Here is a 24,235-nt window from a genome sequence, read left to right as displayed (position 1 = left end):
GAAACCCGGGTTTTAATGAAGGACCAGCAGATGACCCGCACAAAACAACGAATCGAGACGGATTTTTTCAGGCAGCTTGATCGCTTCACCTTTTCAGTCCGGAAACGGGTATCAACGGTCTATGCCGGAAACCGCCCGTCCACCCGGGCCGGGCATGGGATTGATACCATAGGTTTTCGAGAGTACAACCAGAGCGATGAGATAAAAGACATCGACTGGAAGGCCTACGCCAGAAGCGAGAAACTCTACGTGCGGCAGTTCGAGGAAGAAAAGACCCTGACCACGCACATCCTCCTCGATTCCAGCAAAAGCATGGCTTACCCCGAGACCGGGACCTCGAAGTTCGAATACGCGGCCATGCTTGCGGCGGGTTTTGCCTACATGGTCACCAAATACAACGATAGGTTCGCAATCTCTACATTCGGCGTGGACGTGGAGGTCCACAGGCCGAAAAGGGGCAAACAGAACCTGCTCCGGACAATCGACTGGCTGAGTGAGACCGAACTTGAAGGAAAAACCGCAATTGACGAATGCGTCTCAAAGTATAGCCGGGAAATCAGGTCCCGCTCCCTTGTGATTCTTATCTCGGACTTTCTGGAAGACCCCAAAGCCATCGAGTCTGCCGTGTACAGGCTCGCCGACCACGACCTGATTCTGATTCAGGTCCTGGACCCGGCCGAAAAAGTGCTTCCCCTCGATGGGCACAGCAAGTTAATCGACCTCGAAAACGGGGGGGAAATCCGGACCTATGTCAGCAATAAGTTCAAAGAACGCTACGAGGAAAAGCTTGATGAGCACACGGCCCGGATCAGAAAAGTCTGCATGAAGGTGGGAGCTGAGTTTTACGGTTTTACCAGCGACACCCCCATTTTTGATGCGTTCTACCATACGATCAGGAGAAGGAGGCGCTGAGCCATGCCTTTTGCAAGCCCTCTCGCCCTCCTGGCCCTCCTGAGTGTAATCCCGCTCATTCTCCTCTACCTGCTCAAGCCAAAGCCTGTGGTGCTGTCCATTCCTTCCCTGATGTTCGTGTTAAAGCTCGACCAGGAACGGAAAAAGATCTTCACGGCCCTGACTAAACTCGTCAAAGACCCCCTGTTCCTCGTCCAGCTCCTGGTTCTTATCCTGCTCTCCCTTGCCGCCGCAGGCTATTTTTACACCACGGAAGAGTCCCTTAGCGGAGAGCATACCGTGCTTATCCTGGACAGCTCGGCCAGTATGCAGGTCGAGAACCGTTTCGGAACCGCCCTGGGGATGGCCGAAGGCTATGTGAGTAAAAAAAACAGCATCATCCTGGCCTCAAACGTGCCTCTCCTGGCCCTTGAAGCGGATGGCTCTTCGGCCGCAAAAGAGGTGCTTCGGGACCTGAATGCCGGAGCCGGGGTAGCTGACCTCTCTTCCGCAATCTCAAGCGGGATGCGCCTCCTCTCTCAGGAAGGGGGCCGGATAATTGTTATCTCGGACTTCACTAACTGGGAAGGGGAAGAACCCATAGCCTCCAAAAACCTGGCTGAGTCCTACGGGATCGATGTCAATTTCGTGAAAGTGGGAAAACCCGCAGACAACGTGGGGATAATCAACGGCTGGATTGAGGCCTCGGACGGGGCCTACAGCTATACCTGCGTGATCAAAAACTACAGGGACCAGAACGAAAATGTGGAAATTGAGACCGTACGGGGAGGAAGTGTTTCAAAGTCCTTTACCCTGGACGTGCCAGCGGGTGAAACGAACCAGTTCACGCTTGCTCCCCTGAATCCGGGAGTGACGGAAATAAGGCTTGTTGAGGAAGACAGCCTTTCTCTGGACAACACAGCCTATATCTCGATTCCCGATACTGCCGAACAGGAGATCCTCTTTATTACCGATGACGGAAAACTTCCCTCAAAAATCGCGCTTTCCCTCCTCCCCAACAGCGAGGTCAAAGTCTGGAAGGCTCTTCCCGCAAGCCTGGCCAACTACAGTCTTATCGTGCTGGCCCAGAAGGAAACTCCGCTTGAAAGTGGGTCTGTGCCGAGGCTTGAAGCTTTTGTGCAGACCGGAGGGGCCGTGGTCTTTATAGGAAGTGAGGCTCTACTCCCGGAAAATACCGATGTGGAACTTGTAAAACTCCTGCCTGTAAAACCTATCGGGCTCGCTGAGGACGAGGACGGGCTTGAAGTCGAGGAAGTCCAGGCCAGCCGGATCACCCAGGACGTGAACCCTGAAGAAATTTCGGTCAGAAAGTACCTCAACGCCACGGAAAGGACCGGAGCCACGACCCTTGCGGCCCTGGAAAACGGCGTTCCTGTTCTGAGCTACTGGCAGCTGGGTGAGGGCACGATTCTATACCTGGGCCTGAACGACGAACTCGGAGACGTTCCCTGGAACAACTTCCACAACCTGCCTGAGTACCCGGTCTTCTGGATCAGGTTGATCGAGTGGATCGGGGGAGTCGGGGACATCTCGGACTATAACATTGAGACCGGGACTTTCACTTCCCTTTCGAAAACTGAGGAAATCCGGACGCCCTCAAAGGTCGTAACCACGGACCGTATGCTCTATGACGAGGTCGGGACCTATGAAATCGAGGACAAGAAGATTGCGGTCAACCTCTACGACGACCGGGAATCGGACACCACCGTGGACGCCACGGCCCTCATTGAGGAAGCGATCATACAGGACGGACCCAGGCTGGTCCGGGCCGATACCTATACCGCCAAAAAAGACATAAGCAATTACCTTATCGGAGTCGTGTTCCTGTTAATGCTGCTTGAACTGCTTATAGTGCGCGGGAGGGGGGAACTGTGATACCCTCTCTCGAACACCCGGAGATGCTTCTCCTTATAATCCCGCTTATCCTCGGAGGGCTCTACCTCCTGAGAAATACCCGGACAAAGCTTGTGGAATGGAGGATGCTTGTCGCTCTCCTGCTAATAATCGCCCTTGCGTCCCCCTTCACGGTCATTACAAAAACAGTTAGTGACGAAAACCCGAGCCTTGTCGTGGTCTCGGACGAGACCGGCAGTATGGACATATTCGAGGAAGGAGCAGGGCAAAACATTTACGAGGGCCTGGTAGACAACACCCCGACGACCTTTATTCGGCTGACGGGGGATAAAACCAGCCTCGGAGACTCCGTGCTCCAGTACGCGGGAAGCGGCCAGCAGGTCGTGCTCGTGTCCGACGGGAACAATAACTATGGCAAAAGCCTGGTAGACACCCTGGAATTTGCGAGGGAAACCGGCACAACGGTCTATGCCGTGCACCCGACCCGGGAGAAAAACGACCTTGCAGTTGAGGTCAAAGGAGACAAGACCCTTGTCGTGGACAATGAAAACAATTTTGAGATCATTGTTTCTCAGGCCGGGGAAGATAGTGCCGGCTTCAACCTCGAGGTCTACCTGGACGAGGTACTGGACCTGAGAAGGTCCTACAGTCTTGCCGAAGGAGAACGGGAAACGTCCATTATCTTCAGGCCTGACCCCTTTTCCACCCTGGGAGCCCACAACATCCGGGTAATAATCACCCCTTCGGGAGAGGACTGGAATGCTATAAACAACGAGTTTTACAAGGCTCTCTACGTTGTTCCGAAACCAAAACTTACACTTATTACGGACGAGCCGGATTCCCCCCTGGCCCTGGTCCTCTCCGAACTCTACGATGTCACTACAGAGAATGCCTTCCCGGCTATTGGAAAGCTTGAGGACAGCAAGACGCTTGTGCTTGACAACATATTCATAAATTCCCTTTCCGAGACTCAGGTGAAAGGCATCAAGAAATACGTCAGTGACGGGAACGGTCTCATAGTTGTGGGAGGAGAAAAGTCATATGACCTCGGGGACTACCTGAATTCCTCTTTTGAGACTCTCCTGCCCGTGGTCTCGAAACCTTCCGATTTTAAGGGCGGACGAAACATGATCTTGCTTCTGGACATTTCCCCGAGTACGGAGCTTCACGGGACGCTCGGGGATGTCCTCGGAAACGCAATTTATCTCCTCCGGAACGAAAATCTCAGAGACGCTAATGTGGGGGTTATCGGGTTTGGGAGTACGGGAGTGGATATATCCGGGGGGTTTGTGTACCTCGGCCTTCCGTATAACATAAAAGTCCTTGAGGAGAAAATCAGACAATTAACTCCTGACGATAGGAGCAAGACTTCTCTGGACCTGGGCCTGGAGACCGCAAAGGAAATGCTGAAGGATGAAGAAGGGGAACTGGATGTCATAATCATCTCGGACGGCGGGATCAAGGACTCTTATGAAGCGAGCATTCCAGTTGCGAAAGAACTTCAGGAAATCGGAGCTAAAATATTCTTCATACACATCCGGTCCTCTGCGCCTTCACAGGTTGATGAGCTAACAAGATCTTTGTATGCAGAGACTTTTATGGAGTCACTGGACCTGGGAAGCAATTACTTCCACATAGAAGAGGGAGAACGCGCAAACATAGAGTTCGACAGGATCGAAATGCCTTCCGAGGATGACGAGGAAGAACCAATCGAACTTGACGCCTATCCCCTGCTTGAATATTCCCCGGACCACTTCATTACCCGTAACATCAATATTACGGGGAACATCACGGGCTATAATGACGTAACCCCCAAGGCCGGGGCCGAGCGCCTCCTGATAACAGTTACCGGAAAACCGGTGCTTACGACCTGGCGCTACGGCCTGGGCCGGGTCGCGGCTTTTTCCACGGACAACGGAGAAGGAGCCGGGTCTCGCTGGAGTTCCGTGCTCTATAAGGAAGAAAACGCAAACCTCGTCTCAAGCATGGCCAACTGGGCCATAGGAAACCCCCAGGCTGAAGAAGGGGCCGTGCTCGACGGGCCGGACACCTGGCTCGGGACTCCAACGGATCTGACCCTTACCATGTATGATGAAGGGACGCCGAAGCTGAACCTGGACGGGGAGGCCCTTGACCTTTCCCTGACTGGCAGAAACGTCTATGAAGCCAGCGCAAGTCCTGACTCCATAGGGCTACATGACATCTCAGGCTATCCGCTTGCCGTTAACTACCCCCTGGAGTTCAGAGATGTTGGGGTAAACGAAGACCTGGCTTCCCTTATACTGGCCACGGGCGGAAAGACTTATACCGAAAAAGAAGCCAGGGCCCTCCTTTTGAAGGATGCCAGGCAGAACGCCGAGCGGGAAGTCGAGGAGCCCCAGAGCCTGAAGCCCTACTTCATCCTTGCGGCCCTGTTGCTCTTCCTGGGAGAAGTCATGGTAAGGCGTATCAGGGAAATTAAAAAGCTTAAAAAAACACATGCGGTTCAGGAAGCAATTAAAGAAGCTGTGGAAGCCGGGGAATAATTTTCCGGGTATTCTCCCGGTTTTCCCGGTTTTCCCGGTTTTTCTCCCGGTATTTTCCTTAATCTACCCTTCTAGCGACCATCTTTCCTGTTTTTTCTTTTCTGTTTTTCCGTTGTTGGGTCAGAGATACTCCAGCAGGAAAAAGGCCAGTTGCCCGAAAAAGCCGGAAATGACAGGGACCGCTAGGTTATCATCGATTTTGTTGACCGCGGTTTCCGTAAGGGTTGCAAAAAAGGCCATTAGAAAGGCAATGGTGGGGTTTCCCAGAAAGTAAAACCCTATGAGAATATTTACAAAAAGTTCCGCAGTTGAGCCTTCAAGTGTCTTATCGTTTTTAAAGGCTTTTCTAAAAACTTTATGTTTCCCGTAAGATTTCCCCACAAGGGCCGCGCTCAGGTCTCCGAAGGTGGCCATAAGGACCGCAGCGTAGGCGATCTCTCTGCTGAAAAGGGAAATTGCGGCAATAGCGCCCAGGGAAAAGTAGATATGTCCCCCCATACGGCCTGCTTCTTTTTCCCGGTACATGATATGAAAGAGGGGGATTTTCAGGCCCTGTTCAAGCCTCAGGTAGTCGAGGAAAAGGACCGTAACCAGAAAAACCATGAGCACCCAGAGTACGGTTTCCTTCCCGAAAAACTCGTAGATAAGGACGATCAGGACTGAAACCAGGTGCACACTTTTTCTCAGGCATTCGAAGACAAAATCTCGGGAAGACATGGTAAAGAGAATTTGTAAGGATGTGATATAAAACTGTGCGCACTATCCCTTCCTGTCTCCTTCTTCCTGCCTGTTTGTTAAACCTTTTAAAGTTTATACTGGAATGTCCAGAACAAACTCCGGAAGTCTGCGGGGTTTATTCGCCTGCTTCTTCCACCCCTACGGCGTTCAGGAACTTCTTGACCACGGCCTCATTGACAAGCTTGAGGAGGGTCTGTCTGTCCTTTGTCACAGTAAATACCCCCAGGGGGATCTGGGCTCCGGCAGACGTGGCATGTCCTCCGGCATCTTCTCCGAAAGCCTGGCGCATGATCTCTCCCAGGTTGATCCTGATGTCGTTGCTGCGGCCTGATATATAGATCCTGTCTTCCGTGACCCCAAAGACCACGGTTGTTGTGATTCCCTCAAGACTCAGGAGATAGTCCGCAGCCTGCGGGAGGGTGTCTCTGTCCCGGATGTTTCCTACATTTGAGAGGAGGTAACTCCCGATAACCTGCCGGTTCCGGATAGCTTCTCCAAGGACTTCCAGGGTCTCGATGGCCATGGAAGGGCGCTCGAGCTGGTCCAGAATGTCGTGGTCCGAGAGGGGGTAGAGGTATGACGCCGCCGAAAGGTCCGCGGGGTCGGTATTGCGCTTGAAGTCCTGGGTATCGGTCCTGATCCCGTAAAGCAGGGCGGTTGCAAGTGTCTTTGAAATCGGGACGTTGAGCTGCTGGAGGTACTTGGTCATAATGGTAGCCGTTGCCCCGAAGTTCGGGCGGATGTCTATGTAATCGGCGTTGAGTTCGGCATCTCCTATGGAATGGTGGTCGATTACGATTCCTATATAGGAGTTCGAGGGGAGCATGTTGTTGACTCCGGGAATCGAACAGTCGATCAGGGCAATTTCGTCAAAGTCCGCAGGGTTGTGTTCCTCCATTTTTCTCAGGTCGATTCCCAGCAGGTTGACAAAGGCCTTGTTTTCCTGATGCCCGATTTTCCCGTGGTAGAGGATATTTGCCTCCACTCCGAAACTGCCTGCAATCTCCTTTAAGGCCAGGGCACTTGATATGGCGTCCGGGTCCGGGTTGTCGTGGATTACGATGGCGAGTTTTTTGTCCCCCATACCTTCCATCCACTGAGCAAGCTTGCTTCCCCTGTGGGCGGACTCGGCCCTTTCCAGAGAACGGGAAAGGGAAATCGCGACAAGCCTTGAAGGTATAAAGACAAAGTCTGCTCCGAGTTTTTCCATTTCCTCCTTGTTTATAATGTCCGAGGCTCTCGCAAAGAGATGGGCCTCCGGGCTTACGATTTTTTTGAAGTTCTCTATTCCTTTTTTGTTAGCCTCGTTGTCCGGGGTAAGGAAGAGTATGGCTATGACATTTTTAAGTTCAATCTGGTTTATGAGTTCGGGATCGCGGATATTCCCCACCATTGCTTCGTAGCCTTCTTCACGGAGGGTTTCCACTTTTTCTTCATCAATATCGACCATAATTACGGATTTGTTGATTTCCCGAAGCTCTTTTGCAAGGGCGAAACCTAAGCTTCCACTACCAAGAATTAAATATCTGGGTTTTACAATATTTTTGAGATTGTTATCGGCATCTTTTAAAAAAGCAGGCAAATTTAGTGCCTCCCTGTCTCATGTACATCTGGACACTTTCAAAGAAGAATAAATTTTTTCCAGATTTCTCCGGATTTTCATCTTTTTTAGCAGTTTAGAATTTTGCTGCTGATTATTTTGATTGTGCAAACAACTTTTTGTTGTGCAAACATAACTTCTCGTTGTCCAAACGCTGATTACTTTAAACGTTTCCTTTGTCTATGTCCGCACTCTTTAACATGCGATAGGCAGGAAGCTCCACTGCTTTAGGTGGGGTAGTTGACTGCTTCTATCTTTGCATGTCAGATATTTGGAGTTACGTATATAGTTTATGCTTATGTATTTAATATAAAGAAATAAATTTCTGCACATAAGCAGGCCTTAATTTAAGGAATTTTTCCGGATTTCTTACTAAATTTGAGTCTTTAAAAAAATGGGACGTATGGGATATTAATTTATCCCGTGTCGCAGAAGACTCCTTCCTCGATGTTTCTAATCAAAGATTAGAAACTCCTGTTAAACCTGCGGTTTAACACGACCGCCGTAGGCGGGCAGGTGGGAGATGAATGCGACAAATTGGTTTAAATTTTAATTATTTGAATAAGTGTTGTCGATCTTGCAGTTAGTCGGATACAGTTCTTTTTGATGGTGACACTTGTAATTGTCGTGTTCCAGTTGATGTCACACAATACTCCGTATCCTTTAGACATTCGACCCCTTACGACCCCTTCTCCTTTTTTAGTTCTTATCTTGTCGAATTTTCTAATTCCGAATATTTTACCAGTTGGTATTGATTTTTCGGATCGCTTGCCTTTGGTTTGTTGGTAATCTCCCGCACTAACATGTCTTTTGAAATATACCGTATCATCCAGTTGAACATGTTGATTGTCAGTGCAGCATATCGCAATTGCATCGTTATAGTGAGTTTTCGGTAGTTTTAGTATTTGTTCTCGTTTGAATTTAGACTCATAACCAAACGTTTCGTCGAATTCCCATGGTGATTTTTTAAGTTGAGATTTAATAATCCCAATTTCAGTTGCATGTTTTGTTTTGGAGGGAGATCCTGTAATTTCAAATTTGCCTGCATGTAATTCGTCATGACAGGTACGACACAATACGATCAGATTATCAGGAGTATCTGTACCATGATTTGATTTGAATATAATATGGTGACAATCCAGTTTACGGTCTTTTGATTTGCCTTTACAATGCTGACATGTATATCCGTCTCGACTCAAAACGTATGCTTTTGCGTTATACAGGTTTTTTATTGGACCGTTTTGATATCCAGTTCCCGATACATTAGGATTTGTTATTTTGTGAATATCAAATGACGCAAGCTCGACTATCCATTTTGTTATCGGTAGGATGGACTCAACAAAATTTTTCTCTCTTCGATGAGATTCGACCTTGCTGCGAATTGACGGAGCTATTCTACCAGATTTCTTGGAGTTATGACGGTTGTTGAATCTTGCTGGTCGATACCTGGTTTTTCTGCATCTTCGTGTGCGTCTATAACTGGACCGAGTTTTCATCTTTTTAGAGATGTCATCTCTGATCTCAATTTCAGACTGGTACACTACCTGATTATTGGAAACTGCAGCACAACCAATATGTTTTGATCCCGTATCCATTCCTGCAATAATCGGTTGAGTATATTCTTTACTGTCGTAAAGCAATTTGATTGTGAACGGAGTGGTTTTCATCACTTTTGCCCGATCAGTTTTTAACAAAATCCTGGCTTTCGCGGGACTTGTTGGCATAAGCGGCTTTCCGTTTTTGTTCAGTACATATACAAACATTTGTAATTACTCCCAATTAAATAGGGTTATGCGTATCTGAACTTGTGGAGTCAAGTTCGGAATTCGTCTTCCTCTCGATCTGATATGGAAAGGTTTTGTATGATGTAAGCACTGTTCCTACCTCTCAGAACTGTTTAACTTACATCCTTAGAGGCTGTCTGAATATTCAAACCATTTCTACATTTGGGTAATAGGCATTGTTGATCTTCAGCTAACACAGCAAATTAATTTAGTCATACTTATCTACTCGATGTTTAAAATCAAATTCATTGGACATCATAATTAAAATTGAGTGGGTGTAATATAATTAAATAATACTTGCACCCAAATCATTTGTTGATGCCAGAACAAAATGAAAGACTGCCTTACCCGAGTGATTTATCTGATGAAGAATGGGAACTACTTAAGCCGCATATCCCAAATTCCAGAAATAATCGAGGTCGAAAGCGTGTTCATTCTTATCGGAAAATATTGAATGCCATATTCTATTTGCTACGTTCTGGTTGTGCATGGAGAATGTTACCACACGAGTTTCCACCGTGGAAAACTGTTTACCACTATTTCCGTCTTTGGAGGATCAAAGGAATTTGGGAGCGCATAAATGCTGCGCTGAGAACTAAACTGAGAGTTGCAAATGGCAGAGAACCAGAACCAAGTGCAGCGATTATAGATAGTCAATCAGTCAAAACCACAGAAACACCTGGAGTGCGCGGCTATGATGCTGGCAAGAAAGTCAAAGGGCGAAAATGCCACATTCTGGTGGATACAACAGGGTTACTATTGACGGTTGTAGTTCATGCAGCGAATATTCAGGATCGAGATGGAGCTAAACTTGTTCTGGAACGAGTTAATGGGACATTCTCTCGATTGCAGCTTATTTGGGCTGATGCTGCTTATGCTGGTAAACTGATTGATTGGGTCAATATTACGTGCAGTTGGGTTTTGGAAATCATAAGGCGTAAGGATGATGTCAAAGGTTTTCAAGTACTTCCTCGCAGATGGGTAGTAGAACGTACATTTGGATGGCTGGGTCGATATCGGCGTTTGAGCAAAGATTATGAAGGATTGACAGAGTCCAGTCAAGCCTTCATCTATGCTGCTATGATCCGTGTAATGAGCAAACGACTGGCTAAGATAGAACATTTAGAAAACTGAAATGTGAATATTTAGACAGCCTCTTAGACTTTAGACATTTGACGGTTTAATGTTACCGTTTTTTGGTCCAAATACGTGAGTACTATCCCAATTGTATAATCAAATTGAATTTTAAGACACGCTCTTAGAGCCTGGAACTGAGACGGCATTCCAGGGTAACTATAATATTCTTTCCTATCGGCTACTGACTATATTAAACTCCTATTCAGTGATCTGGTCAATCGGGACTTGCTTTTACAAGCAAGCCCCTTCCTCGATGTTTCTAATCGAAGATTAGAAACTCCTGTTAAACCTACGGTTTAACATGACTCCGTGAGGAGGCAGGGAGGGGTTATTGACCTGAAAATATTGACTGATACGAAACGGGTGTGATTTAATGAGATATATAAGTTCTTTAAGAATGAGGGCTGTCGATAGAAACTGTGCGCATATCGGCCTACTCCCCTTGCAGCTTATGGAAAACGCAGGGGCTGCGGTCGCGCGCTCTGTCAGGGAGCGACTTGAGGGAGGACAGGTGCTTTTTGTCGCCGGCCGGGGAAATAACGGAGGGGACGCATTTGTTGCGGCCCGGCATCTGGCCGGCTTTCCGGCGTATGACGTGAGGGTCCTTTTGCTGGGAAAAGCGTCGGAAATCAGGACCGAAGAAGCCAGGCACAACTTCAGGTTGCTGGAGTTTTCCGGGGTTCGGACTCTTGAGATCAGGGACTCTGCCGAACTTTTGGGCTGCGACTGGTTTTCAGAGGCGGATTTTCTGGTAGATGCGATTTTTGGGACCGGGGTGAAAGGAAAAGTTCGGGAACCCGAGTCTGCGGTAATCGACCTGATAAACGAGGATGAAAATGCGGAAAAACCCGTGCTTTCCGTGGACATCCCTTCAGGGCTTGACCCTGACGGGGGTGATTTCGATAAAGCTGTCCGTGCCACCCTTACGCTTACTTTCCACTGCCTGAAAACAGGACTTACGGGGACAAAGGCAAAAGAGTTTACAGGGGCCGTGCAGGTGGCCGACATCGGGGTATGTGCGGCCGCCGAAACCTTTGTTGGCCCCGGGGACCTGCAGGCCCTTTATAGGCGGAGGGCGGACAGCCATAAAGGGACTGCCGGCAAGGTCCTTGTTTTGGGAGGCGGGCCCTATTCGGGAGCTCCGGCCCTTGCGGCCCTTGCGGCTTTCCGGTCCGGGGCAGATCTTGTGACCGCAGCTGTGCCGAAATCTGTTTCCGATACCGTGGCATCCTTTTCTCCCAACCTGATAGTCCGGAAACTTTCCTCCGAAACCCTCTGCCCCGATGACCTGCCTCTCCTGAAAGAACTGCTCGGAAACCATGACGTGCTCGTGCTCGGGATGGGGCTCGGGAAAGCCCAGAAGAGCCTTGAGACTGTAAGAAAACTCCTGCCTTTCGCAAGAAAAGCCGTCCTGGACGCCGAGGCCCTCTCAGCTCTTTCTCCCGATTTCCTGCAAAAGCTTGCGGGCAACTGTGAACTGGTCCTGACCCCGCACGCCGGGGAGTTCGAAAGGTTGCTCGGGGATGAGGTCTTCCCCGGTCCTGCGGAAGAGGGTCTGCGTATAAAAGCTGTCCGGGAATTTTCGGAAAAGAACGGGGTCGTAACCCTTCTTAAAGGAAAGAACGACATAATCTCGGATGGGGAACGGACACTTCTGAACAGGACTGGGAACGCCGGGATGACGGTCGGGGGGACAGGAGACGTCCTTGCGGGGCTTACGGGAGCTCTCTTTGCCCGAAACCCCGCTTTTCTTGCGGCTTCCTGTGCGGCCTTCATCAACGGGGAGGCCGGGAACCTGGCTTTTAAAAAGTTCGGATACGGCCTGCTTGCAACGGACGTGCTTGAAAAAATCCCCGCAATTTTTAAGGCGGCAAACGAGTTATAAAATAGAAGCATACCATAAAAGGAATAAAATAAGAAGCTGCTCAAAACAGTGGATTTTTTAATTTTTATAAAGGAATCGGGGAGGTAAGAAGCTGGTTCAGGAAGCTGACAGGAAAATCGACGTTGATATCGAGCGAAACAGGGTAAGGATACAGATTTTTCATGGAGAAGACGAAGAAATTATTAAACTGAACCTCGGGGAAGCCGAAGATCTGGCTGAAAAACTGGGAAAAGCCCTCGGGGACTATTCCAGACGTAAAAATGTCAGGATTGACTGATCGATTGCGAATTGATTTTTTAATTTTTTGAAAAACATGGTGATTTTTTGGATAATGTACAATTTACTCATATTGAAGCCGGGAAGGCCCGGATGGTTGACATAAGTGAAAAACCGGACGTTACAAGACGCGCCCGGGCAGCTGGAGATATCCTGCTTTCCCGGCCTACGCTTGAAAAGATCCGGGGAGGGGCCATGGAAAAGGGGAACGTGCTTGCGACAGCCCGCGTGGCGGCCGTGATGGCTGTTAAAAGGACTCCTGATACTATCCCCCTCTGCCACCAAATTCCCATTACCGGGATAGACGTGGACTTTGAGATTGGCAAAGACACGATTTCGGCCTTTGTGGAGGTCCGCTCTGTCGGAAAGACCGGGGTTGAAATGGAGGCCCTTTCGGGAGTCTCGGCAGCCCTGCTCACGGTCTGGGACATGGTTAAGTCTGCGGAAAAGGACGGGACCGGGAATTATCCTCACACAGCTATCCGGGACATAAGGGTGCTTGAAAAGGTTAAGGGGTACTGACAGGGGGCCGAGGGGTCTTTCCTGAACAGTCCTGCCCGAATGGTTCTACCTGAATTTTTGTGGAAACAGGCTCTTTTCCAAAGGGGCTGGAGGAAAGGCATAAATAAAGTTTGAACCTTAAGGGAGCCAGAAAAGACAATGTATATTATATTATAAGATATATCCAGCCGAGCAGTTGAGGTATGCAGTTTGAAGATCATAGGTGGACCAGCATCACAGTTACTCGCCAGCCGCACAGCCCGGGCTCTCGGCGCGGAACCCGTGCTCTGCGAATACAGCAGCTTCCCTGACGGGGAGATTTACGTAAGAATCGCCGAAGAAATCGAAAACGAGGCCGTAACCCTCATCCAGAGCACCCCCACGGATTCGGACCTGGTAGCACTCCTCCAGCTAATAGACGCCTGTGAAGGGGCAGCAAGTGTAAACGTGGTAATTCCCTACATGGGCTATGCCCGCCAGGACAAGAAGTTCAAATCCGGGGAACCAATCAGCGCCCGCGCAATAGCCCGCTGTATCAACGCTGACCGGGTCTTTACCGTCAATATCCATGAGGAAAGCGTGCTTGACTATTTCCCCTGCCCCGCCGAAGACCTGGATGCCGCAAAGTTGCTTGGTAAACACATCGGTGAGCTGGGCCTGAAAGACCCGATTGTGGTTGCTCCCGATGCCGGGGCCCAGGCCCTTGCCAGCAACGTTTCCGGAGACCTGGGCTTTGCCTGCGATTACCTCCAGAAGACCAGACTCAGCGGGGATACCGTTGAGATCAAGACCAAAAACGTTGACGTGGAAGGCCGACACCTTGTCCTTGTCGATGACATGATCGCGACCGGTGGGACAATGGCCGAGTCCATCCGTATGCTCAGGGGCCAGGGAGCCGCAGACGTTTACCTTTCCTGCGTGCACCCCGTGCTTACGAGAAATGCCGTGGTCAGGCTCTTCAATGCAGGGGTTAAAGACATCATAGCAACCGATACGCTTGAAAAGTCCGAGAGCCAGGTGAGTGTCGCACCCCTTCTCGCAGAAGCCCTGAAGGGCCTCTGACTTCATTTTTTATTTCACTTTTTTTCGGTTTCCTTTCTGAGCTTCCTTTCTGAGCTTCCTTTCTGAGCTTCCTTTCTGAGCTTCCTTTCTGAACTGCCTGACCTTCAGAGTTTTCCGGCAAGCGCAGCTCTGAGTTCTCTGCAGGCTTCTTCGTTAAAACAGACGAGAATGACCTTTTCCGGCAGTTCGTTTGTCTCAAGAAAACGCCTCACTCCGGCTACGGCCAGTTTTGCGGCCCTTTCGAGGGGAAAATCATAAACTCCCGTGCTTATTGCCGGGAAGGCAATGGTTTTTATCGAATGCTCTTTTGCAAGGTTAAGGCTTTTCCAGTAGCAGGAAGTCAGCATTTCATCTTCTTCGTTTTTTCCTCCTCTCCAGACCGGGCCCACGGTGTGGATGACCCATTTTGCAGGAAGCAGATACCCTTTTGTGATTTTTGCCTCACCTGTGGGGCAGCCTCCGAGAGTTTTGCATTCCTCCAGAAGTTCCGGCCCCGCATTCTTGTGAATTGCTCCATCCACACCCCCGCCTCCGAGCAGGGTTCGGTTTGCGGCGTTTACAATGGCGTCAACTTCCAGTTCCGTGATGTCGGCTTTGAGAACTTCAATTCTTTCGGAAACGGGCTTCATTTTTTTTTCCTCGGTCTTTTACTTTATCTTTTATTTGTTAATGTGTGCAACTTTATTAATATTTTAAAAATAATCATCAAAATATTTATTATGTCCAAGTTCTATTTATTTGACGATGTTGGAGTGTTAAAGAGTTTGAGAATTCTTACATTCCGGATGGCCTTCAGGTTTCTTAATTTTATGCAATTCAACATCATATGGGGGCTCCGTCCGGAATCCATTGTGGGTGAAAATATGAAGAAAAGAGAGATAATCGGTCCGATTCTACTGTTTTTTCTTATTATGATGATCGCTGTTCCGGCTTCGGCCACCACACTTACGGTTGACGATAGTGGCGGTGCGGATTACACGTCAATTCAGGAAGCTGTGGATTCTGCAAATGAAAGTGACACTATTTTAGTCTACAGCGGGACGTATGCAGGGGATATCTCTGTAAATAAGAAACTGGTTTTGAAAGGAGTGGATACGGGAAATGGGATTCCTGTAGTTGATGGGTCAGACCGTCATAAAAATGGTTTTTCACTTTTTGCCGATGAAATCACTCTGGACGGGTTTGAAATAATAAGGTGTGATTGGGGGATCGATGTATATTCAGCTGGAAATAATATTGTAAACAACAAAGTAAGAAACAGCTTCTCAGGGATCTGGGTCGGGGAAATCTATGAGGCTTCTCAGGGACATGTCTCAAGCAATAATTACCTTGAGGGTAATGACTTATTTGATAACTATTACGGGATTTCTTTTTCTGGTTCGGAGGGTAATATTTTAAGAGACAACAATATGATGGGAAATGATTACAATTTCATATTGTTTGAATGGTATCCATATTATAATGATGTAGATATAAGCAACCTCGTTGATGGGAAAAGCCTTTATTATCTGGTTGGAGAGTCAGATCGTGTAATTGACTCTTCTTTAAATGTCGGGGCTGTTTTTTGTATTGACTGTAATAATATTGTCATAAAGGGTCTCAATATTAAAAACAGTGGAGAAGGAATTCTTCTCTGTAACACCTCCAATTCTACAGTTCAGGACAATTCCATTATTTCATGCGATCGCGGACTTAGAGTCCTCATGTCTAATGGGAATACTATATCGGGTAATCAGTTCACTTCTTCTGATTGTGGATTATCACTTGAAGATTCTAACGATAATATATTTAGAAATAATCGGATGAATTCTAATTGGGTGAATTTTTTCGTCACAGGTAGTGAAAATAATGACCTGGATTTCAGTAACACTGTAGATGGAAAATTTATTTATTATCTCTTCAATGAATCAGGTACTGTAATTGATGCTTCCTCAAATGCGGGAGTTGTTTACTGCAGAGATTGTAGCAACATTACCATAAAAGATCTCAGCCTTAAAAATAGTCACAGTGGTATTTCTCTGGAGCACACAGACAATTGTATTATTGAAAACTGTGAGATTGATGAATGTGTAAATGGGATTGACCTTTACGGTTGTTCTGAAAATAATATAATTGGAAATATAATTAATATTGAACATGGCTTGGAAGCAATCGATCTTATTGTATCAGATAACAATTTTTTAGCTGGCAACATTTTGAATATGGGCGAGGGAGGGCTCTATGGAGTTGACCTTACGAATTCACATGGGAATCTTTTTGTGCGTAACCGAATTACGGCGCATGAAATACTGATTTCTATAGATGAATATGTGGATAATAATACTTTTTATCTCAATGATTTCAGGCTGGTGGATGATAGCTTGGGAACAGTAGGTGCATCCGCCCCGGTAGATTCTTCGATTCCCTCTCTGAAAACCGAAAGTGTATTCCGGAATTTTGAAAGAGAAAGGCCTGATAAGTTTTTTGAGGAGTATAAAGAAGCCGATGAGATTAGATTAACAGTCAGCGCATCGACCAGCTCAGGTGGAGGAGGTTCCGGCGGAGGTGGCATAAATACAGGCCTCTTGAACTCTTCGAAAACTCTTAACTATAGCTATCAGGGAAATGAATTCACCGGCTATCTTGGCAACTACTGGAACTATTATGAGGATTCTGATTCCGAGGGGGACGGTATAGGGGATTCTCCCTGCTTGGTTAACATAGTTCTTGATTATGAAGAAGTAGTAAATGAATCCGATATGTACCCACTTATGATGCCTGCCTCAAACTATGTGGTCGAAGGAGAAACTTTCTTTACTTCTGATTTTTCAGTAAATGTTACCTTGGGCCCCGCACCTCTTGCCGTCCGTTTTGAATCTCTTTCCGGCAGGTCCACGTACTGGATATGGGACTTTAACGGTGACGGGCATGTAGATTCCACGGAAAAGAACCCCGTTTATGTCTATGAAACCCCCGGGATCTACACAGTTTCTCTGACCACGGGAAATACCCTGGGAGAGGGTCATAAGGAAATTGAAGGTTTAATTACCGTCACGGCCCCGCCGAAGATCACGTCTTTTGCCCCTGAATCCGCGCAGATCAAGGACTATGAGGGAGACACAAGAGAATTTGAGGTGGCCCTGGACCAGATCTCAAATTTGACCTGGTATTTTGATGGAGAAGCCCTTTACAGCAACCTGTCCGTTCAGGTATCTTCCTGTACACTTCTTGCTTCGGTTGAAGCCGGAGAGATTCCCTCCCACATGGTACATGAGCTTGCAGTTCTTGCGGAAAATGAAAACGGGACGTGCAGGCATGTCTGGGAATGGGTTGTTATCCCGTCAGAGTCGCCGGAAAATGTCCGGAACCGTAATTCCTTTGAGGTAAATATCACGGGCGAAGGGCCTGTTTTTTACGGTTTCAAGCCTGAAAACAATTTCAGTATTCTTAATCTCAGTTTTGAGGCCTCCGGGAGTCTCGGGAATGTCACAGCTACGGTCGAGTTCCTTAACAAATCTTCCGCAAACGTTCCGGTACTTCCCCCGGGCAAAGTTTACAGGCACCTGAACATAAGGGTCGGAAGCTACGACTTCGGGAAATTCGGTATAGGGGAGGCAACTGTACTGTTCAGGATCGAAAAAGCCTGGTTCAATGAGACAGGTGTAAACGCTTCCACAATCAGGCTGTGCAGGTTCAATTCCGGGGTGTGGGAGAGGCTGCCGACGAAAATAGTGGATGGGCCTGACCCGAATTTCTATTACTTTGAAGCCATAACTCCGGGCTTTTCCTCCTTTGCTATCGCAAGCCCGTTAATAAAGGCCGTAAGCCCTGAACCGGGGGACACGATCTACCTGGAATCCATAAAAGACAAAGAACAGATATTTGGGGTCGAGGCCAGCAGGACATGTAACCTGAGCTGGTATATTAACGGCAGTCTGGCGCAGGAGGACAGCAACACGACATATGCTGAATATAAAAATAAAACCGCTCCTGTCGGGGTGTATAATGTCACTGTTTTTGCAAGCGGGGACAATGAAAGCGATCAATGGACCTGGCTCTGGAATGTCCTTCACGTTCCAGATTCCTCCTCCAGAAAAAGTAGTGGAGGCTCCGGTGGCGGAGGCGGCGGTGGGGGATCTCCGGAACCTGCCAGTAATGTTGAAATCAAGGAACTTGCGCAGTCTTTTGTTACGAATGGAAAGCCTGTTAGCTTTAATTTCATAAGGAATGCCACCTGTGTCAATTATGTGAAGTTTGACTCCTTGAGGACGGCCGGAAAGCTTACCACCGTTGTTGAGATGCTGAAGGGCCCGTCAAAACTTGTCCCGGAACTTCCTCCTGCAAAGGTTTACAAAAACGTGAATATCTGGGTTGGAAATTCTGGCTTTGCAACTCCTGAAAATATCAATAATTCGCTTGTCGGTTTCAGGGTTGAAAAGGCCTGGATGGAAGAAGCCGGGGTTGATGTGGCATCAATAATCCTCTGGAAGTACGAAGATAGTGAATGGAAGCAGCTTGATACCGGGAAGGTCGGTGAAGACTCCAGTTCGTTTTTCTTTGAGTCCGGGACCTCGGATTTTTCCTCCTTTGCAATTACCGGGGGGCCGGTCACATCAAAAATCGGTCTGGGGCAACTTGAGGGTGATTCCGATCAAAAGGCTCTTAATAATGATGTTAGTAAATCGGAAGGGGTCGAATCCGAAAACGCTTCGGATGAAAACAGGCTTCCCGAATTTGGTTTGATCGGGACTGTGTCAGGACTGCTGTTTTTCGTGGCCTTCGGAAAACGGAACCGTTTTTTCTGACTTTTCTGTGAGGTAGAGAGGGTTACTCACCTCTCTCGTTTCTTTTTTTTCTGTCTTCGGTCCGTTTCCCGTATTTCCTCTGTCCAGATTTTACAGGATTCGGTTTCTACTGTTTTCGGTTTCTACTGTTTTCGGTTTCTACTGTATCCGGTTTCTTCCATCTCTGGTGAGGGAGTTAGTCCCATAAAATGATATACTATAAAACCGAGATTATAATATTCAAGTTTTTCATAATTTGAGGATTTCCTTGCTGCAGGTATTATTCTGATCTCCGAAATACGGTAAGGGTAGAGGGGCCTTTTTTAGGGCGGGGTCAAATAATGGGAATAGATTGCTGAGAGTAACTTCCTGAAAGCTATTTCTTGGAAGTGGCTTCTGGTAGAGGCTGGAAGATAACTACCTGATAAATATGCCACTGGAAATATTCCGGCTTCTGGCGATCAGGAAATCAGTCATATGGGGAGGATCAACAATGGGAGATTTAACACTCAAGGAAAGGTTGATTAACACATTACAGGGAAAGGCCGTGGACAAAGTCCCGGTAGCTTCGCTTACCCAGACGGGCATAGTCGAACTTATGGATGAGGTCGATGCTCCCTGGCCGGAGGGCCATTCCAATGCTGAACTGATGGCAAAACTTGCCATTGCGAACTACGAGTTAAGCGGGCTCGAAGCTGTGAGGGTTCCTTATTGTCTCACCGTACTTGCCGAAGCCATGGGCTGTGAGGTCAATATGGGGACAAAGAACAGGCAGCCTTCGGTTACGGACCACCCCTACCCGAAGAGTCTGGAGGACCTGGCGATGCCCGACAATCTTGCCGGGGTGGGGAGGATTCCGGTTGTGCTCGAAGCAATCAAAATTATCCGGGAAAAGCTGGGGCCTGACGTCCCGATTATCGGGGGTATGGAGGGGCCTATAACTCTTTCCTCCGATCTTTCAAGTGTGAAATCCTTTATGAAATGGTCTCTCAAGAAACCCGACATGTTCGAACAGATCCTGGACTTTGCAACCGAAGCTGCTGTCACGTATGCAAACGCCATGGTCGAGGCGGGGGCGGACATCATTTCCGTTGCCGACCCGGTGGCATCTCCGGACCTCATGAGTCCCGACTCTTTCAAACAGTACCTTCAGCCTAGGCTGCAGCAGTTTTCCGGAAATGTAAACTCCGTGACTGTGCTCCACATCTGCGGGAACGTCAACGCGATCCTGGACTATATGGCCGACTGCGGTTTTGAGGGGCTGAGCGTGGAAGAAAAGATCGGCAGTGTAAAAAAGGCAAAGGAAATTCTCGGGGACAGGGCGAGACTTGTCGGGAATATCTCAAGCCCCTTCACTCTGCTTCCAGGGCCTGTTGACAAGATCAAGGCCGAGTCCAGACAGGCCCTCGAAGATGGGGTTGATGTGCTTGCTCCTGGCTGCGGGATTGCTCCAATGACTCCGCTTGTCAATATCAAGGCCATGGTTGAGGCGAGGAACGAGTACTACTCCTAAAACCATTCCTGAAATTTGAAAGTATTTTTTCATCCCTTCTCTCTTTTTAATTTTTTCTATGTTTTTGGCCCTGCCTCTTTTGAAAATGCTCCGTTTTTTTGCTGTTTTTTTGAAAATTTCAAAAAAATACGTCATCTGCTGCCGGGTCAGGGCTGAAATAAAAAAAAAGAAAAAATAGAAAAAAAGAGATGTAGAAGGAAAATTTGCCGCTCAGAGGCCGTAGTTCTCCGGTAGGAATACCTTCACTTCTTTCTTGTATTTGGTCAGGCAGTCACTCATGAACTGGTCACTGTCGTCGGTAAGGGCTTCAAGGGCCTCCTTTGCTTTTGCGAGGGCATTTGCCTCAAACCTTGAGAGTTGAAGTTTGCCTTTTGCTCCTTCCTCAACAATGTTACAACACTCGATTGCCGCGTTCTTTGCTCTCAGGTAGAGGTCTTTTCCGTCCTTTGTGATTGCCTCTCCGATCCTGTAGGCGTTGTCATAGGCCAGGACATAGCCCTGTGGGTCCCGGTATCTGTCCGAAGCCATAAACATGTCCCGGAGAATCTTTTCGTTGCCTGACTGAAGGGCGACGTTCATAAGGGAACAGTCGTAGGCAAGGGACTCTCCCCAGCACTGGACGGTGGTTCCGCCGAATTCCCCGTGGTACTCTACGGATTCGTTGGACCAGAGGTCACAGCACTGCATGACCAGGTTTCCCATGACGTCGGAGTGGGCACAGGTTGAGGTTTTTCCTTCCTGAGCGATCGATACTCCAGAGATGGCCTTGACGATGGTATTCTCATAACCGCAGTCCTTACCCGGGCCTGTTGCTCCGGCCTCATAAGCCACAAGGGACCTTGGGGCGGAAATTGCCCTCGCAATGGTTGCCAGGGTGTGGGCGAGGTTTTTGTCCAGAAGTCCGCCTGCAATGAACATTGCGGTGTTTGCCTGGGCACAGTCAGTGTCTCCTGCTGCGATAACACCTTTTTTCTTGGCGATGTCCGCGACACCCTGCCAGATGTATTCCATGTCCAGGGAGCCCAGGCAGCCAATACCGTAGAGGATACCAGCCATGTCATTTCTCAGGATGGCGTAGTCGAAAACTTCCTTCCCACCCATACTTTCAACGGAAAGCAGGTCAGCCCCGTTCTCGGCACACTCCTCGAAGGATTCCATAAGGATTGGGTACTTATCTCTGAGTTTCAGGAAGTCACGCTCTTCACGAACGTCTCCCGGGGTGTGTCTCAGTGCACATTTGATTCCGTACTCGTCGTGGTAGTCTTCCATGATGGTTTTTTGGGCATGGGCGACTTCACCACCCCATTTAGGGTTGTTGGTCATCTGCTGGACGTGCTCGGTTTCAAGGACGACGGATTGGGCCCCGATCTCTACCATGCGTTGCATGGTGTCGGTGGTGATCTTCTCGTATTCTTTTATGAGCTTTTCCTTGGATGCACCTGCTTCCGGTCTTGGGGCGTAGTTCACTTCGGGGGTTGTGTATCCGGCACCGATTTCCAGTCCCAGTCCCGCTTTTACGGGCTTTGTGCATTTTCCGAAGACCATGTCGTCTGCGCTTGCGTATGCCATTTTAGTGTATCTGTTTACTGCCATCTGCCTCACCTCCTCAGTGTTTGTGGAATTTCTCCCTCAGCTTTGTTATGTCGGCTCCACTTTCCAGAATGTAGCCCGCAATCTTCGGAGCGTCAGCGGCCTCTTCTCCGTAAACCCCGAGTTCGTACTGGGAAACAAAGTCCTGGTTCACGGCCCCGCCTCCACAGGCGAACGGGAGCTTGATACCTTTCTCAAGCAGCTTGTCGTTGATTTCTTTGAAGGCGTACATGGTCGTGGTCATGAGAGCCGTTCCGGTAAGCATCATGGGTTTTTCCTTTTCCACGAACTCTATGACTTCATCGATCGGAACATCTCTTCCAAGGTCCACCACATCGTATCCGTTTGCTCTTAAGAATGCGACAACGATGTTTTTACCTATGTCATGGACGTCTCCTTCTGCGACATGGCAGATAATTTTTCCCTTGACTACAGGGGATTTACCTGCTTTCTCTTTACAGAACTCTATGCCTTCCAGCATCGCGTCTGCGGACATCATAACGTTCGGGAGGAAAATGACTCCGTCGTCGTAGAGCTGGGAGACAACACCCATGCCGACCATCAGGGCGTCATTGATAAGGGCAATCGGATCCTTTCCCGCGGCAATTGCCTTTTTAAGCCCCTCAACCACGTCATCTTCTTCCCCTTCGAAGATGGATTTAGCGATCGGGTTGATGAGTTTATCTTTTGGATAAAGCTCTTCTGCCGCATCTTCGGGCGTCATTTCTTTTTCCATTTTTACGTTGTATCTCGTCAGGATAGCATTTGGGTCTATCTCTATCAAAATGTCTAACCTCCATTTTCAAATCAAGGGTCAAAGCCCCCAGGTGCAGATTTTTGATTTGTCGAAAAGGAAGATTTATAAGAAGGCAGCAGAAAACCCCTGAGTCTTTAGCTCAGAGGTAGTTGACGGAACTCCCCTTCGTTCCCTGAGGCCATTTTCCCCATGTCTTATCAGGGATTTCAATATATATATCACTCGCTTAAACATACTAAAAATTAACACGAATTATTACGTTTCTTTATTTTTTTAAGTTGTAATTCTGATTTTTGGCCTATACAATTTAAGTAAAATTGTTTTTTATTTTATGTTTTTGGGTGTTATAGGCCTTCGTATGCTTTTGATTTTATGGATATTCGGGGATTATTCCGCGATTTGTCGGGTGTTACTGTTTCAATAAAACGTGTCCGACTCTTTGTTGAGTCCTTGAAATAGTAATTATGGGGTTGTTTTTTAACCGGGCTCTCCGGGAATGTTTTCCCTTCCTTTTTCTTTGATTAGTTCTTTGATTAGTTCTTTGATTAGTTCTTTGATTAGTTCTTTGATTAGTTCTTTGATTAGTTCTTTGATTAGTTCTTTGATTAGGGAAGCTTTGCAAGTCTGCTCATGGTTCAGGTTTTTCCATACCTTCCGGAGCCACATACTTACTGGATTTTTTTCCTTATTTGGTTTGGGGTGGTATTGATGAGGGGTTGTTATTCAGATCCCATAACCATCTCTGGCAAGTTTTTTCGCTGAATTTGTCGGGCATTTCTTGGGTATTTCTCAGGCCTGTAAGGCTATAGGTTGCAGGACTTGCGGGAATTTCTGAAGTCTCCCCCCAACTCTTCATTTATTTATACCATGTAGTGTCTTAAACAGATACCTTTTTATATTGGTACTGCATCTTACAATTTCCTGATCCGAAGTGATCGGGTGGGCAAATGACTCATGTGTGCCAGCAAAATAACTTTTGCTCGGATTCATGATGTGAAAAATTGTCCAATGAAAACCTATATATACCAATACTAATATGTATTGGTTCCCTGATCCGAAGTGATCGGGTGGGCAAATGACTCATGTGTGCCAGCAAAATAACTTTTGCTCGGATTCATGATGTGAAAAATTGTTCAATGAAAACCTTTATATATCAGAAATGATATGTATAGAATTCCTCACACATCAAGTGTGATCTAATATTTACTCATCAATTTTATCATGTGATGGGGACAGGAGCTTTTTCTGTCCGACATTGGATCTGTTGGTTCGGTTAATTCTGATCGGTAGGTATTCTATCTATCAATTTGGATTGGTCGAATCAGGCCATCTTAGTGC

The 24,235-nt window shown here is 47.7% G+C and carries 15 protein-coding genes; 9 read left to right on the top strand and 6 right to left on the bottom strand.

Annotated features, from left to right (window positions below; all coding sequences use genetic code 11):
• Nucleotides 1-30: 30 nt before the first annotated feature.
• From ACZ5QV_RS02570 to ACZ5QV_RS02560, 3 genes are read left to right on the top strand one after another with little or no spacing between them, the layout of a single operon-like run.
• Nucleotides 31-912 (top strand): DUF58 domain-containing protein, encoded by an 882-nt coding sequence (locus ACZ5QV_RS02570; protein ID WP_464601091.1) that lies wholly within the window; start codon nt 31-33, stop codon nt 910-912.
• Nucleotides 913-915: 3 nt separating this feature from the next.
• A complete protein-coding gene (locus tag ACZ5QV_RS02565; RefSeq protein ID WP_464601090.1) occupies nt 916-2,787 on the top strand; it encodes a DUF7408 domain-containing protein in 1,872 nt (623 codons plus the stop codon).
• Nucleotides 2,784-5,291 carry a vWA domain-containing protein gene (locus ACZ5QV_RS02560; protein ID WP_464601089.1) on the top strand — a complete coding sequence of 836 codons (2,508 nt, stop codon included), beginning with the start codon at nt 2,784-2,786 and terminating at the stop codon, nt 5,289-5,291. The genes ACZ5QV_RS02565 and ACZ5QV_RS02560 overlap by 4 nt, the downstream gene beginning before the upstream one ends.
• 120 nt (nt 5,292-5,411) lie before the next feature.
• Here ACZ5QV_RS02560 and ACZ5QV_RS02555 read toward each other — a convergent pair whose 3' ends face one another.
• The 3 genes from ACZ5QV_RS02555 to iscB all read right to left on the bottom strand — a co-directional run bounded on the left by ACZ5QV_RS02555 (nt 5,412) and on the right by iscB (nt 9,392).
• On the bottom strand, nt 5,412-5,966 hold the full coding sequence (locus ACZ5QV_RS02555) for a diacylglycerol/polyprenol kinase family protein (RefSeq protein ID WP_464601088.1): 555 nt from the start codon (nt 5,964-5,966) through the stop codon (nt 5,412-5,414).
• Nucleotides 5,967-6,144: 178 nt separating this feature from the next.
• Nucleotides 6,145-7,611 carry a DHH family phosphoesterase gene (locus tag ACZ5QV_RS02550; protein WP_464601087.1) on the bottom strand — a complete coding sequence of 489 codons (1,467 nt, stop codon included), beginning with the start codon at nt 7,609-7,611 and terminating at the stop codon, nt 6,145-6,147.
• A gap of 560 nt (nt 7,612-8,171) precedes the next feature.
• Nucleotides 8,172-9,392, bottom strand: coding sequence for an RNA-guided endonuclease IscB (gene iscB, locus ACZ5QV_RS02545; RefSeq protein ID WP_464601086.1), 1,221 nt, complete (start codon nt 9,390-9,392; stop codon nt 8,172-8,174).
• A 339-nt stretch (nt 9,393-9,731) separates the two neighbouring features.
• Between iscB and ACZ5QV_RS02540 the strand changes: the two genes are divergently transcribed.
• The 4 genes from ACZ5QV_RS02540 (at nt 9,732) to ACZ5QV_RS02525 (ending at nt 14,274) form a co-directional block, all read left to right on the top strand.
• Complete coding sequence (locus ACZ5QV_RS02540) at nt 9,732-10,547, top strand: IS5 family transposase (protein WP_464601085.1); 816 nt, start codon at nt 9,732-9,734, stop codon at nt 10,545-10,547.
• A gap of 376 nt (nt 10,548-10,923) precedes the next feature.
• Complete coding sequence (locus tag ACZ5QV_RS02535; RefSeq protein ID WP_464601084.1) at nt 10,924-12,435, top strand: NAD(P)H-hydrate dehydratase; 1,512 nt, start codon at nt 10,924-10,926, stop codon at nt 12,433-12,435.
• Between the two features lie 324 nt (nt 12,436-12,759).
• The gene (gene moaC, locus ACZ5QV_RS02530) at nt 12,760-13,233 is read left to right on the top strand and encodes a cyclic pyranopterin monophosphate synthase MoaC (RefSeq protein ID WP_464601083.1); all 474 of its coding nucleotides are present in this window, start codon (nt 12,760-12,762) and stop codon (nt 13,231-13,233) included.
• 189 nt (nt 13,234-13,422) lie between these two features.
• Nucleotides 13,423-14,274, top strand: a complete 852-nt coding sequence (locus ACZ5QV_RS02525) for a ribose-phosphate diphosphokinase (protein ID WP_464601082.1) — start codon at nt 13,423-13,425, stop codon at nt 14,272-14,274.
• A gap of 104 nt (nt 14,275-14,378) precedes the next feature.
• Here ACZ5QV_RS02525 and ACZ5QV_RS02520 read toward each other — a convergent pair whose 3' ends face one another.
• Nucleotides 14,379-14,903 (bottom strand): O-acetyl-ADP-ribose deacetylase, encoded by a 525-nt coding sequence (locus tag ACZ5QV_RS02520; protein ID WP_464601081.1) that lies wholly within the window; start codon nt 14,901-14,903, stop codon nt 14,379-14,381.
• A 234-nt stretch (nt 14,904-15,137) separates the two neighbouring features.
• On the opposite strand from ACZ5QV_RS02520, the gene ACZ5QV_RS02515 reads away from it, so the two are divergent.
• Nucleotides 15,138-19,058 (top strand): PGF-pre-PGF domain-containing protein, encoded by a 3,921-nt coding sequence (locus ACZ5QV_RS02515; protein ID WP_464601080.1) that lies wholly within the window; start codon nt 15,138-15,140, stop codon nt 19,056-19,058.
• Between the two features lie 472 nt (nt 19,059-19,530).
• Nucleotides 19,531-20,550 (top strand): methylcobamide:CoM methyltransferase MtaA, encoded by a 1,020-nt coding sequence (gene mtaA / locus ACZ5QV_RS02510; RefSeq protein ID WP_464601079.1) that lies wholly within the window; start codon nt 19,531-19,533, stop codon nt 20,548-20,550.
• A gap of 210 nt (nt 20,551-20,760) precedes the next feature.
• Here mtaA and mtaB read toward each other — a convergent pair whose 3' ends face one another.
• Nucleotides 20,761-22,143 carry a methanol--corrinoid protein co-methyltransferase MtaB gene (gene mtaB / locus ACZ5QV_RS02505; protein WP_464601078.1) on the bottom strand — a complete coding sequence of 461 codons (1,383 nt, stop codon included), beginning with the start codon at nt 22,141-22,143 and terminating at the stop codon, nt 20,761-20,763.
• A gap of 13 nt (nt 22,144-22,156) precedes the next feature.
• Nucleotides 22,157-22,924, bottom strand: coding sequence for a methanol--corrinoid protein MtaC (mtaC, locus tag ACZ5QV_RS02500; RefSeq protein ID WP_464601077.1), 768 nt, complete (start codon nt 22,922-22,924; stop codon nt 22,157-22,159).
• Nucleotides 22,925-24,235 lie beyond the last annotated feature (1,311 nt).

This window comes from Methanosarcina baltica (assembly GCF_055394095.1).
This window is presented reverse-complemented; position numbering and strand designations above follow the sequence as displayed.

What these genes read in the sequence shown, in the direction of transcription:
- ACZ5QV_RS02570 (WP_464601091.1), top strand. Translation starts at nt 31, where the DNA reads ATGACCCGCACAAAACAACGAATCGAGACGGATTTTTTCAGGCAGCTT.
- ACZ5QV_RS02565 (WP_464601090.1), top strand. Translation starts at nt 916, where the DNA reads ATGCCTTTTGCAAGCCCTCTCGCCCTCCTGGCCCTCCTGAGTGTAATC.
- iscB (WP_464601086.1), bottom strand. Translation starts at nt 9,392, where the DNA reads ATGTTTGTATATGTACTGAACAAAAACGGAAAGCCGCTTATGCCAACA.
- ACZ5QV_RS02540 (WP_464601085.1), top strand. Translation starts at nt 9,732, where the DNA reads ATGCCAGAACAAAATGAAAGACTGCCTTACCCGAGTGATTTATCTGAT.
- ACZ5QV_RS02535 (WP_464601084.1), top strand. Translation starts at nt 10,924, where the DNA reads ATGAGATATATAAGTTCTTTAAGAATGAGGGCTGTCGATAGAAACTGT.
- ACZ5QV_RS02520 (WP_464601081.1), bottom strand. Translation starts at nt 14,903, where the DNA reads ATGAAGCCCGTTTCCGAAAGAATTGAAGTTCTCAAAGCCGACATCACG.
- ACZ5QV_RS02515 (WP_464601080.1), top strand. Translation starts at nt 15,138, where the DNA reads ATGAAGAAAAGAGAGATAATCGGTCCGATTCTACTGTTTTTTCTTATT.
- mtaA (WP_464601079.1), top strand. Translation starts at nt 19,531, where the DNA reads ATGGGAGATTTAACACTCAAGGAAAGGTTGATTAACACATTACAGGGA.
- mtaB (WP_464601078.1), bottom strand. Translation starts at nt 22,143, where the DNA reads ATGGCAGTAAACAGATACACTAAAATGGCATACGCAAGCGCAGACGAC.